This is a genomic window from Nocardiopsis sp. JB363, assembly GCF_900143625.1.
Lineage (GTDB): Bacteria > Actinomycetota > Actinomycetes > Streptosporangiales > Streptosporangiaceae > Nocardiopsis.
Window position 1 is genome coordinate 14,320 of record NZ_FRFF01000184.1, and the last position, 12,386, is coordinate 26,705.

The window sequence follows — 12,386 nt, forward strand, 5'->3', positions numbered from 1 at the left end:
GACTCAGTAGGAGATGTCGGGGACGAGCAGGCCGAAGGACACGGCGAACCAGCCGCAGCCCGCCAACGCGGCCAGGACCAGCACCCCGCCCGCGCACCGGAGCCATCCGGCCCGGCGGCGCACGTCGTCGAGGACCACCATCGCGGCGGGGACGACGCCGAGCACGCCCACCGCCTGAGCGACCTGGACAGCCCTCAGCGTCAGCGGGGACACGTCCCGCAGGTCCATGATCGTCATGATGGCCAGGACCCAGCCGGCGCAGGCGGCCACCGTCGCCGTCACCGCGATCCGGGTGATCACACGTGCCGGGCGTCCGGCTCGGTCCCGCCCGGGCAGGGACAGGCGCCACCGTGTCAGCGCGCCGATCGACCAGGACAGCAGGGCCAGGACCAGCACTCCCACGGAGAGGAACAACACCGGCAGGGCTATCGCCGCCGACCGCTCGGGTTCGACCGGCAGCAGGCTGAAGGCCGAACCATAGCCGAGGGCCTCGACCTCGCCCTCCGCCACCCGGGCGGTCAGGATCCGCTGGCCTTCGACCTCGCGCCACACCCAGGGCTCGATCTCCTCGTAGGCGGTGGGCCGCCCGGTCTCGGGGCCGGGGGAGACGAGGATGCTCAGGTCCATGCGAACCGTCACCTCGGTCTCCTGGAACACGTCGAGGGCCTTCAAGAAGGTGCTCCGCGTCGACCCCGAACCGTTGTAGGAACCCGCCACGGCTCGGGCACGCTCCTCCGGCTCCGGGGAGACCAAGCCTCCGGCCGGCGGATCCTCCTCCTGTTCCTCCTCGGGGAAGTAACGGTCGGCGAAACCGAACATGAGGGCCTCGCGCAGCCGCAGCGTGGAGGTCTTCTCGTATCCACTGCTGTTGAAGGCGACGAAGATCCCGGTGCCCTCCTCCGGGTAGATCTGCGTGTGGGTGTGGAAGGGGCCGATGTCGCCACCATGGCCGATGATCCGCTGCCCGTTGCGGTCCTCTTCGAAGAAGCCCAGGGTCATCCGCGGACCCTCGGCCAGTCCGCCCAACGTGTCCTCGTCCAGGGCCGGGGCGTGCATGAGGTCCAGGGTTCGCCGTGACAGCACGGAGGGATCGCCGTCGTCTCCCGCGTCCAGGTGGGCGAGCATGAAACGGGCCATGTCGGTGGCGGTGGTGGACAGCGACCCGGCGGGTGCGTTCGCCATGGTCTCGAACCCCTGGGGCCTGCTGTCGTCGGTGGCGTAGCCCACGGGCATCGACTTCAGTTCGTCGAGGAGCGGATACCAGGTGGTGGAGGTGTCCATCCCCAGTGGGGCGAGCACGTTCTCGTCGACGTACTCCTGGTACGGCACACCTCCGGTCGCCTCGACGACGTATCCGGCCAGGGCATACCCGTAGTCGGAGTAGGAGGGGACCGTCCCGGGCTCGTAGACCTGTTCGGGGGGAGCGTCGACGACGTCGGCGCGCAGGTCCGGTTCCGACCCCGAGGGCACGACCGTGTCCGCGACCGTCTCCTCGAACCCGGCGGTGTGCGTGAGCAGGTGGCGCAGGGTGACGGGTTCGTCGAAGGAGGTGTTCAAGGAGAAGTCGACGTACTCGTTCACGTCGGTGTCCAGATCGAGCTCACCGGCCTCGACCAGCCGCATCACCGCGGTGGCGGTGAAGAGCTTGGTGACCGCCCCAGCTCGGAACATGGTCTCGTCGGGGTCGACCGGTGTGGTCACGATGTCGGCGGCCGCGGTCTCCTCGTACTCGTAGCCCACCCCGGTGTCGGAGTTGCCATAACCACGGCTTGTGAGGATCTCGCCGTCGTGGACCACACTCACGGCGGCGCCCGCGATGCCCTCCGTCTCCAACGCGGCGGGCACGAGCCCATCGAGCCAGGCGTCGACGTCCGTCTCGGTGAGTTCTCCCTCGGAGGCGGGACCGGTGACCGGGGGCGCGGGGGAGGTTCCGGGCATGGTGTCGCCGCAACCGGTGATGAGGGCGATGACCGCGCCGGCGGCGGCGAGGAATCGAAGAGACGGCAGCCCCGCCCGAGAACGTGCACGGGCGGGGCTGGAGGCCGTTGCGTCGAAGGTCAAAGAGGTCCTTATCGGATTCTTCCGGGAGCGAGAGTGTCAGGCCTGGACATTCTCCTCGGTTTCCTTCGTGGTCGGGTCCTCGACCGCGGGCACGTACCCGAGCCTGCCCTTGGTGGTGATGAGGATGACGACGGCCGCGATACCGAACGCGAGGAGCATGACGTGGGCGCCCAACACCCGGGTGTCGATCGAGGGGAACATGGGGCCGTAGGCGATCGACATGAAGTTGTTGACACTGGCGTGCAGCAGGATCGCTACCGGCAGGCTCTCTCCGGTGCGGTTGAACACCCAGGTCATCACGATGCTGATGGCCACGCACGAGATGGTGAACTCCACGGGGGAGAGCCAGGTGACCTCGTCCGGGTAACCGGCCCACTGGGTCAGGAACAGCGGGAAGTGCCACAATCCCCAGATCAGACCGAGGATGACGGTGCCGAGCAGCGGACCGAAGAGGGGCTGCATCCGGGGCAGGGCGAAGTCGCGCCAACCCGGCTCCTCGGCGATACCGGTCGTCAGGAACTGCAGCACCAGGCCGGGAATGATCATCAGGAACATCATGGTCGGCGGTGCCTCGATGGCCCCACCGGAGAACACGAGGCTGCGCAGGATGAGCGCGGCCGGGACGCCCAACAGGGCCAGCGCGTACCAGCGCGGACCGACCCGCCACTTGAACAGGCGACCCACCCACTTGCGGACACCCTCTCGTCCGTCGGCCACGGCGGTGACGAGGAAGGCGGAGAAGATCGGCCCGAGGTAGGCGCCGGGCAGCATCAGCAGGATCTGAGCGGTCCCTGGGTCGCCGACTCCGATGTTCTCGATTCCCAGACCGTGGCGTCCTTCCTGACGCTCGCGCTCCAGTTCGTGCACTGCCTTCCGCAGACCAAACGGATGCGCGGCCTGTGGACACTCGCGGCCCAAGCGGCATTGTTCCCCTGGAGCGAACCGAAGGCCTTCCTGGCCGCCTCGGTGTTGCTGCTCGTCCCCGGTCGCGTGCGCTGGGTCCTCTTCGGGGCCGTGGCCGTCGCGGCCGGAGCGCTGTCGTACACCGACTTCTACGTCGCCGTGAGCGCCGCCGGGAACACCCTGATCCTGGGGCTGATCATCTTCGGCCTGACCCGGCTCAACGACCTGCACAGCGAGTTGCACGCGGCCCGCAGGGAACTGGCCGCGCAGTCGGTGGCCGCCGAACGCGAACGGATCTCCCGCGACCTGGACACCGTTCTCGGCACGGCCCTGTCGAAGGTGATCGACCTGGCCACGAAGAGGAGCCCCCAGGAGATCCTCGACGTGACCCGCCGGGCGAGCGAACAGGTCCGACGCATCCCCACGACCTCACCGCAGGACGTGCCCCGCGCCGACATGACGCCCAGGCCCGCCCTACCGATCGTCCTCAGCGGACTGGCCATCCGGATGTCCGGAGCCGTGGTCTTCACGATCGTGGATCCCACCCCGACCACCACCATCGGCTGCGCGATCGCGCTGTCCGTCGTGGGTCTGTACGTCCACCACCTGTTCCCTCGAAAGGGGGAGGACACCCGCGGTACCTGGCCCTGACCCTGCCCCTACAGCTGGGGCTGGCACTGGTGCCCCTGGTCCGAGCCGAATTCGATCTCGTCCACAACCTGGCCAGCCTCGTGGTGGCCTCGGCCCTGAACACCGTGTCCCACAGGGTGATCCGGTGGGGCCTGGTCGCCGCCATCGTTCTGATCGAGTTCCTTGTGCTCGTGGCGGTCAAACCCGACCCCGTCGTCGTCATCATGGTCGTCTCGGTCGTCAACATCTCCGTCGCGGTGATGTTCTACGGCCTGGCGCTGCTCACCAAACTCGTCGCCCAGGTGCACGAGACGCGACGGGCGCTCGCGGCGATCGCCGCGACCAAGGAACGCCGCCGCATCACGGCCGACGTCCACGACCTGCTCGGCTACGGTCTGGCCGCCATCACGGTCAAGGCCGAACTCTCAGAGCCAGCCCGCCTCGGTCGCGATACGCACCGCGTCCAGGCGGTTGCGGGCGTCGAGCTTGGTGACGACCGTCCCGAGGTAGTTGCGCACGGCACCCCGGGCCTCGGGGTCCACGACCCGCTCCCCGGCCGCCACCCGCCGAATCGCCTGGGCCAGTTCGGCCGGGGGAGCGTCCTTGAGCATGAACCCCGAGGCCCCGGCCGTCAAAGCGCGGCGCAGTACCTCCGGGCGTGCGAGCCGGGTGAGGATCAGGGTTCGACAAGCGGGTACGCGGCCGAGGATCCGCGCCGCCGCGTCGGTCCCGTCCATCCCCGGCATCTGGACGTCCAGGACGGCGACGTCGGGACGGTGTTCGAGCGCGACGGGAAGCACGTCGTCGCCCGTGCACACGTCCGCGACCACCTCGATGTCCGGCTCCATGCCGAGCAGCGCCCGCAGCGCCCCCGGATCATGTGCATGCCCTCGGCCAGGAGAACTCTGATCATGCCACTTCCTTCACACCTTGCTCACGAACCACGACATGTTATGGCTCCGGTGAGGGTCGGCGGTGCGAGCGCAGCTTCGGCATGATCGGCGTCGAACCGCCTACGCGGCGCTTGTTGTAGATGTCGAAGGCCACCGCCAGCAACAACACCAGGCCCTTGATGAGCTGCTGCCAGTCCACGCCCAGCCCGATCAACGACATGCCGTTGTTGAGCACGCCCATGACCAGGGCGCCGATCACCGCGCCGACGACACTGCCCACCCCGCCTGCCGCGGAGGCACCGCCGATGAAGGCCGCCGCGATGGCGTCCAGCTCGAACATGGTGCCCGCGCCGGGGGTCGCGGCGTTCAATCGCGCGGTGAAGACCAGCCCGGCCAGGGCCGAGAGCACACCCATGTTCACGAACACCCAGAACGTGGTCCGTTTGGTGCGGATCCCGGAGAGCGCGGCGGCTCGCTCGCTGCCGCCCACGGCGTACACGCGCCGGCCCATGGTGGTGGAGCGCATCACGAACGCGTAGCCCACGATGAGCGCGATCAGCAGCACGCCCACCAGCGGAAGCCCGTTGTGATCGGCCAACACGTAGGTGAACGCCAGGATGGTGGCGACCATCAGCGCCGACCCGACGGCGGTGACCGTGACCGGTGCGACCGGCAGGTCGCGGGCGCGTGAACGGGCCCGCGAACGCCACTGGATCCACACGATCATGGCGGCTCCGGCTACCCCGAGGAGGAGGGTGGGAAGGTGCGGCCCCTCGCTTTGGCCGGGCAGGAAACCGCTGGCGATCACTCGCAGCGACTGCGGCAACGGGGCGATGGACTCTCCGCCCAGCACCGCGAGCGTGGCGCCGCGGAACACGAGCATTCCGGCCAGAGTGACGATGAACGCCGGCACCCCCACGTAGGCGACCCAGAACCCCTGCCAGGCGCCGATGAGAGCGCCCAACAGCAGCGCGGCCGGCACCACCACGACGGTCGGTAGCCCCCACGAGTTGAGCATGATCGCGGCCATCGCCCCGGTGAAGGCCACCAGTGAACCGACGGAGAGATCGATGTGTCCGGTGATGATCACCAGCATCATCCCGATCGCCAGGATCAGGATGTAGGAGTTCTGCATGATCAGGTTGGTGACGTTGAGCGGGGTGAGCAGCAGCCCGCCCGTGAGGACCTGAAACAGGATGATGATGGCCACCAGGGCGATGGCCATCCCGTACTGGCGGGTACGGCCCTGGAGCAGTCCCCGCAGGCGGGGGAGAGAGGAGGTCGTTCGGTTCACTTCTTTTCCCCGGTTCGGGTCATGAGTCTCATGAGGGTCTCCTGGTCGGCGTCGGCCCCGGCGACCTCGCCGGTGATGCGTCCCTCGCACATGGCGTAGACGCGGTCGCACATGCCGAGGAGCTCCGGCAGCTCCGAGGAGATGAGCAGCACGCAGGCCCCCTCGGCCGCCAGGCGACGCACGATCAGGTAGATCTCGTACTTGGCGCCGACGTCGATGCCACGGGTGGGCTCGTCGAGGATCAGCAGCTCGGGCCGGGTGAACATCCACTTGCCCAGCACGACCTTCTGCTGGTTGCCGCCGCTGAGGGTGCGCACCGTCTGGTCGACCCCGTGGCTGCGCACCCGCATGTGTTCGCTCATCCATCGGGCCTCCACCGTCTCCAGGCCCGGGTCGATGACCCCCCGGGTGGAGATCCGCCCGAGCGCGGCCATGGTGGTGTTGTGGCGGATGTCGTCGTCCAGGACCAGCCCCAGGGACTTGCGATCCTCGGGCACGTAGGCGACCCCGGCGGCGATCGCGTCGGCGACGTCGCCCACGCGCAGTTCCTCGCCGTCCCGCGACAGGGACCCTCGGACGTAGCGACCGTAGGAGCGTCCGAACAGGTTCATGGCGAACTCGGTGCGCCCGGCGCCCATCAGGCCGGCCAGTCCCACGACCTCACCGGTCCTGATGTCGAGATCGGCTCCGTCCACGACGCGCCGTCCGACCTGGGTGGGGTGGTCCACGGTCCAGTCGCGCACCTCGAAGCGGACCGGGCCGATGGTGCCCTCGCCCTCGGGGTAGCGCTGGTCCAGGTCGCGGCCGACCATGCCGCGGATGACACGGTCCTCCTCGACCGAGGGACGCCCCTCGGCGTCGCGTTCCACCGTCAGCGTCTCCACGGTGCGGCCGTCGCGCAGGATGGTGATCTCGTCGCTGACCCGCATCACCTCGCCGAGCTTGTGCGAGATCAGCACGCAGGCCACACCCTGGTCGCGCAGGTCCAGCAGCAGCTCCAACAGACGTTCGCTCTCGGTCTCGTTGAGCGCCGAGGTCGGCTCGTCCAGCACCAGCAGTCGCACGTTTTTGGCCAGGGCCTTGGCGATCTCCACCAGCTGTTGGGCGCCGATGCTCAGCGCCGATACGGGCAGAGCGGGGTTCTCGTCCAGACCGATCCGTAGCAACAGCTCACGGGCGCGGGAGTGGGTGGCGCCCCAGTCGATGACCCCGTACCGGGTCTCCTCGTGGCCCAACAGGACGTTCTCGCTGATGGACAACTGGGGGATCAGCGCCAGTTCCTGGTGGATGATGGCGATCCCGGCGCGTTCGGCGGCGGCCACGTCGGCGAAGGCCCGTGGTTCACCGTCCACCTCCACCGATCCGGTGTAGGAACCGGCCGGGTGGACCCCGCTGAGCACCTTCATCAGGGTGGACTTGCCCGCCCCGTTCTCACCCATCAGGGCGTGGACACTGCCGTGGGCCACGTCCAGGGAGACCCGGTCCAGGGCCCGCACCCCGGGGAACTCCTTGCGGATGTCGCTCATCCGCAGCAGTGGCCCCGGGGTGTGGGGCGTGGTGTTCACGGTGCTCATTCGAGCTCGGACTCCTCGTAGTAACCGCCCTCGACCAGGACCTCGTGGTAGTTGTCCAGGTCCACCGAGACCGGCTCCAACAGGAAGGAGGGCACGACCTGGACCCCGTTGTCGTAGGACTCGGTGTCGTTGACCGGCACCTCCTCGTCGTTGAGAAGGGCCTCGGCCATGTCCACGGTCTGGGAGGCCAGGGCGCGGGTGTCCTTGAAGACCGTCTGGGTCTGCTCCCCGGCGACGATGGAGCGCACCGACGACAGGTCGGCGTCCTGACCCGTGGTGACGGGAAGGGGCTGCTCCTCGGTCGCGTAACCCACCGCGCGCAGGGACTCGATCACCCCCAGACTGATGCCGTCGAAGGGCGACAGGACCGCGTGCACCTCGTCATCGGAGTAGTTGGCGCTGAGCAGGTTGTCCATGCGGGACTGGGCGATGGAGCCGTCCCAACGGGTGGTGGCGATCTGCTCCATGGAGGTCTGGCCGCTCGGGACCTCCAACGTTCCTTCGTCGATGTGGGGTTGCAGGACCGACATGGCGCCGTCGTTGAAGAAGTAGGCGTTGTTGTCGTCGGGGGCGCCGCCGAACAGCTCGATGTTGAACGGGCCGTCCTCGTTCTCCAAATCCAGGGTGTCGACGATGTACTGCCCCTGGAGGACGCCGACCTCGAAGTTGTCGAAGGTGGCGTAGTAGTCGACGTGCTCGCTGCCCATGATGAGCCGGTCGTAGGCGATCACCGGGATGTCGCTGTCGTCGGCCATGTCCAGGACGTCGCCCAGGGCCTCACCGTCGATGGAGGCGATGACCAGGGCGTCCACGCCCCGGGTGATCATGTTCTCGATCTGGGCGACCTGGTCCTCGACGATGTCCTCGGCGTATTGCAGGTCGGTTCCGTAACCGCGGTCCTCGAACTCGGCGACCATGTTGTCACCGTCGTCGATCCAGCGTTCGGAGGACTGGGTGGGCATGGCGATGCCGATGACGCCGTTCTCGCCGTCGGGGCGGGCGGCGTCGCCGACACCGCCGCAGGCGGTCAGCAGCAGTGCGGCGCCGGAGAGGGCGGCGGTGACGGGCAGGAGTGGTGGTCGGGGCATCGGAGGGCCTTCTTCCGTACTCGGGGGGTGGCGCCGGTCGCTCAGACCGGGACGTACTCGATACCGGCCAGTTCGCACAGGACGCGCCAGTCCTGGGCGATGTGGCCGGAGTTCATGACCATGTGGTGGGTGCCGCCCGCGCGCAGCCAGGCGTCCATGCAGCCTCGTACGCCCGACGCGGGACGGAACTGTCCGTAGGGCATCTCCAGGGCGGGGAGTTCGGGGGAGTCCAGGACCTCGCCCTCGGCCACCACCAGGCGGAACCGCTCCCCGCCCAGGAAGACCAGGGACGCCAGCGTTGCCGGGCCCGGACGGTAACGGAACATCAGGGTGGGCGGGTCGTCCAGACCTCCGATGCCCAGCGAACGTTTGATCAGCCGCACCGGTTCGTCCTCGCGGGCCAGCCGCCAGTTGCCCTCGCCCATGTGGCTCATCAGGATGGAGTCGCTGGGGAAGTCCATCGCGTACATCTCGGTGAAGTGTCCGTCCCCGGCGAGCCGGTGTCCGGCGTAGACGACCGAGGCCGCCAGGACGTCGCCCTCTCCGGCGAAGCCGTACCCCTGCGCCATCAGGGTGGAGGCGGCGGCCATGGGCAGCCGGGCGAAACGCCCGTCCTCACCGATGGCGTCGAAGTGGGTGGAGTAGGCCCCGCACCCCGACTCCACCAGGAGCCGTTCGATGCCCAACTGCATGCGGACGTGGTCCTCGCGCTCTTCCTCGGACAGTCGGGTGTCCACGTCGAACACCTCGTCCTCCCAGGAGAGCAGCTCGCGCACCTCCTGTTCGGGCAGAGCGGCCATGGTGCGGTGCAGGGCGCCGGGCGCGATCACGTGCACCTCGGGGCCGAGTTTGCGCAGCAGTGTCGACTCGTCCACGCGGGCGTCGCCCATGCCGTTCATGGGGTACCCGAACACGCCCACCCTCAGCCGGCGCAGCGCGCTGACGGTGTGGGCGGCCCGTGCCCAGCGGTCCACCCGCGCGACGAAGTCCGGGCTCTGCCACTCACCGGTGATGACGTCGAAGTCGACCCCGGACCGGACCATCGCGTTGGCGGTGTCCTGCGCCCCGTGGATGCCCTGGTTGTAGGTCATGTCGTCCATGTCCCAGGAAGCGCTGACCGCGGGGTCGGGCTGGATGTTGGCCAGGGCGACCGGTAGCCGCAGCTCGGACAGGGCGCGTGTGACGCGTAGCGAGGGGCCGTAGGTGAGCATGACGACCAGGACCCCGTCGAGTCCGTCGGCCTCGAAGGAACGCAGGACGCGTTCGGCGTCCTCACGTCCACGGACCGGGGGAGCGACCGTCCACTCGGCGACGTCGGACAGGTGCTCGGCGACCCGGTCGGCGTAGGCGGCCTGGTGCTCGGTGATCCCGGGGATCATGTCGTCGTAGAGCGGCTGCATGATGCCGAGCAACCCGACACGGGGCCGGTGTGCGCGCACCGCCGGGTTGTCGGTCGCGGGGGGTGTGGGTAGGGGCACGTCGCTTCCTCACTGTCCGTAGGCGTTCTGGTAGCGGTGGTAGAGGGCGTCGACGTCCTCTTGGGGCAGGCGTTCGACGGGGCCGCCCTGGCGGGCGAGGTGCACGGTGCGCGCCACGTCCTCGCACATCACCGCGGCCTTGACGGCGGCCTTGGCGGTGGCACCGATGGTGAACACCCCGTGGCCGCGCATGAGGACGGCCGGGGAACGATGCCCCTCCAGGGTCCGCACGATGCCGCGCCCGATGGAGTCGTCGCCGATGCGCGCGAAGGGGCCCACCGGGATGTCACCGCCGAACTCGTCGGCCATCGCGGTGATGGCGCAGGGGACGGGCTCGCCACGGGCGGCCCAGGCCGTGGCGTAGGGGCTGTGGGTGTGCACGACCCCGCCGATGTCGGGGCGGGCCCGGTAGACGTGGGCGTGGGCGTCGGTGTCGCTGGAGGGTTTGTGCCGACCCTCGACCAGGTCGCCGTGCAGGTCGCACACGACCATGTCCTGGGCGGTGAGGTCGTCGTAGGAGACCCCGCTGGGTTTGATCACCATCAGGTCGGTGCCGGGCACTCGGGCCGAGATGTTGCCGCTGGTCCAGGTGACCAGGTCCCACCGGGTCAGTTCGGTGTGCAGGGCGCACACGTGCTCGCGCACGCGCTCCACCGCGGCGCGATGGTGCGCCGACCGGTCCCGGAGGTCGTCTGTGGAGGTCATCGCGTCCCCTCTGTGGCGTGGCGGGTGGTGAGCGCGTCGTGTCGCAGGGCCCGCAACCGGTGCAGACCGTCGGTGCCGCCCCGCCCGAAGTGATCGTGGAGTTCGGTGTAGACCTCGAACAGGGCGTCATAGGCCGTGGCCCGCTTCGGGTCGGGGTCGACGGTGTCGGGACGGACCCGGCCCATGGCCGCGGAGGCGGCGTGGACGTCGGGGTGGGCCCCCGCGGCGACGGCGGCGTGGACGGCCGCCCCCACGGCGCAGCTGTGTTCGGTCGCCACCACCCGCAGGGGGCGGTTCAGCACGTCGGCGTAGATCTGAAGGACGAAGGGGTTGCGCACCATGCCGCCGCCGATGGTGAGGTCGTGGACCGGGACTCCGGAGTTGGTGAAGGCCTCGACGATGGTGCGGGTGCCGAAGGCGGTGGCCTCCACCAGCGCCCGGTAGACCTCCTCGGGACGGGTCGCCAGCGTCATGCCCACCAGCACACCGCTCAGGGAGTGGTCGACCAGCACCGACCGGTTGCCGCTGTGCCAGTCCAGGGCGACCAGACCGTGCGCGCCCACCGGGGCGTCGGCCGTCTTGACCGAGAGCAGGTCGTGGACGGACACCCCGCGTTCGGCGGCCTCCTCGTGATAGGCCGGGGGCACGTGGGTGTCGACGAACCAGGCGAAGATGTCGCCCACGCCGCTCTGCCCGGCCTCGTAACCCCACATGCCCGGGGTGATGCCGCCCAGGGCCATGCCGCACATGCCCGGCACCTCGGCCAGGACCTCGGAGTTCATCACGTGGCAGGTGCTGGTGCCCATGATGGCGAGCATCCGACCGGGCGCCGTGGTCTGCGCGGTGGCGGCGGTGACGTGGGCGTCGATGTTGCCGACGGCCACAGGGATGCCCTCGGCCAGGCCGGTCCAGTTCGCGGCCTCGGCGGTGAGTCCACCGGCCCGTTCGCCCAGTTGGGACAGGGGGTGGTCGAGTTTGTCGGTGGCGAAGTCGGCGAAGCGGGGGTCCAGCGCGGCCAGGAAGTCCTTGTCGGGCCAGGCGTCGTTTTGGCGCAGGCCCTTGTAACCGGCGGTGGCCACGTTGCGGGTCTCGTGTCCGCACAGTTGCCACACGATCCAGTCGGCGCCCTCGATCCAGCGGTCGGTACGCCGGTAGACCTCGGGGTCCTCGCGCAGCACCTGGAGGGCCTTGGCGAACTGCCATTCGGAGGAGATCCGCCCGCCGTAGCGACCCAGCCAGGGTTCGTCGCGTTCGGCGGCCAGGGCGTTGATCTCGTCGGCCTCGGGTTGGGCGGCGTGGTGGCGCCACAGTTTGGGCCAGGCGTGCGGGCGACCGGTGAGGTCGGGGGTCTCGCACAGGGGGGTTCCGTCGGCGGTCGTGGGCAGGACCGTGCAGGAGGTGAAGTCGACGCCGACGCCGATGACCCGTTCGGGCGCGATCCCGCTCGCGCGCAGGGCGGCGGGGACGGTTTCGCGCAGGACCCGCCGGTAGTCCTCGGGGTGTTGCAGGGCGGTCTCCGGTTCGAGGGGTTCCTCGCGGCCGGGCAGACGGTCGGTGATGACACCGTGCGGGTAGGCGTATTCGGCCGTGCCCAGCTCCGTGCCGTCGAGGACCCGGACCACGACGGCACGTCCGGAGAGGGTGCCGAAGTCGATTCCGACCACTACGGGATCGGGTGGGAGTTCCGTGGAACCGGGTATGTGGGCGTTAACATTCGTGGCCAAGGAGAGGTCCCTTCTCGGCTGCGCGCACTGAATGAC

At 69.2% G+C, this 12,386-nt stretch carries 10 protein-coding genes and 1 pseudogene; 1 reads left to right on the forward strand and 10 read right to left on the reverse strand.

Annotated elements, in window-relative coordinates; genetic code table 11:
* Positions 1-3: 3 nt before the first annotated feature.
* Both BQ8420_RS28250 and BQ8420_RS28255 read right to left on the reverse strand, forming a co-directional pair.
* Positions 4-2,061 (reverse strand): serine hydrolase, encoded by a 2,058-nt coding sequence (locus tag BQ8420_RS28250; protein ID WP_235006541.1) that lies wholly within the window; start codon positions 2,059-2,061, stop codon positions 4-6.
* A gap of 36 nt (positions 2,062-2,097) precedes the next feature.
* On the reverse strand, positions 2,098-2,928 hold the full coding sequence (locus tag BQ8420_RS28255; RefSeq protein ID WP_235006542.1) for a CPBP family intramembrane glutamic endopeptidase: 831 nt from the start codon (positions 2,926-2,928) through the stop codon (positions 2,098-2,100).
* Here BQ8420_RS28255 and BQ8420_RS28260 point away from each other — a divergent pair.
* A complete protein-coding gene (locus tag BQ8420_RS28260) occupies positions 2,890-3,615 on the forward strand; it encodes a hypothetical protein (protein WP_087103008.1) in 726 nt (241 codons plus the stop codon). The genes BQ8420_RS28255 and BQ8420_RS28260 overlap by 39 nt on opposite strands.
* An 8-nt stretch (positions 3,616-3,623) precedes the next feature.
* Here BQ8420_RS28260 and BQ8420_RS28265 read toward each other — a convergent pair whose 3' ends face one another.
* The 8 genes and pseudogenes from BQ8420_RS28265 to araB all read right to left on the reverse strand — a co-directional run bounded on the left by BQ8420_RS28265 (position 3,624) and on the right by araB (position 12,350).
* Complete coding sequence (locus BQ8420_RS28265) at positions 3,624-3,971, reverse strand: hypothetical protein (protein WP_087103010.1); 348 nt, start codon at positions 3,969-3,971, stop codon at positions 3,624-3,626.
* Positions 3,972-4,019: 48 nt separating this feature from the next.
* Positions 4,020-4,507: pseudogene (locus tag BQ8420_RS28270) on the reverse strand (response regulator).
* A 38-nt stretch (positions 4,508-4,545) separates the two neighbouring features.
* Positions 4,546-5,781, reverse strand: a complete 1,236-nt coding sequence (gene mmsB, locus BQ8420_RS28275; RefSeq protein ID WP_087103012.1) for a multiple monosaccharide ABC transporter permease — start codon at positions 5,779-5,781, stop codon at positions 4,546-4,548.
* Positions 5,778-7,355 carry a sugar ABC transporter ATP-binding protein gene (locus tag BQ8420_RS28280; RefSeq protein WP_087103014.1) on the reverse strand — a complete coding sequence of 526 codons (1,578 nt, stop codon included), beginning with the start codon at positions 7,353-7,355 and terminating at the stop codon, positions 5,778-5,780. Before BQ8420_RS28280 ends, mmsB begins: the two co-directional genes overlap by 4 nt.
* The gene (chvE, locus tag BQ8420_RS28285) at positions 7,352-8,443 is read right to left on the reverse strand and encodes a multiple monosaccharide ABC transporter substrate-binding protein (RefSeq protein WP_087103016.1); all 1,092 of its coding nucleotides are present in this window, start codon (positions 8,441-8,443) and stop codon (positions 7,352-7,354) included. Before chvE ends, BQ8420_RS28280 begins: the two co-directional genes overlap by 4 nt.
* Before the next feature lie 41 nt (positions 8,444-8,484).
* Positions 8,485-9,921: an L-fucose/L-arabinose isomerase family protein gene (locus BQ8420_RS28290; RefSeq protein WP_087103018.1), complete on the reverse strand. Its 1,437-nt coding sequence runs from the start codon at positions 9,919-9,921 to the stop codon at positions 8,485-8,487.
* Positions 9,922-9,930: 9 nt separating this feature from the next.
* Positions 9,931-10,626, reverse strand: a complete 696-nt coding sequence (locus tag BQ8420_RS28295) for an L-ribulose-5-phosphate 4-epimerase (protein ID WP_087103020.1) — start codon at positions 10,624-10,626, stop codon at positions 9,931-9,933.
* Entirely contained in the window at positions 10,623-12,350 is a 1,728-nt protein-coding gene (gene araB, locus BQ8420_RS28300) for a ribulokinase (protein WP_235006543.1), read from the reverse strand. Before araB ends, BQ8420_RS28295 begins: the two co-directional genes overlap by 4 nt.
* Positions 12,351-12,386: the final 36 nt, after the last annotated feature.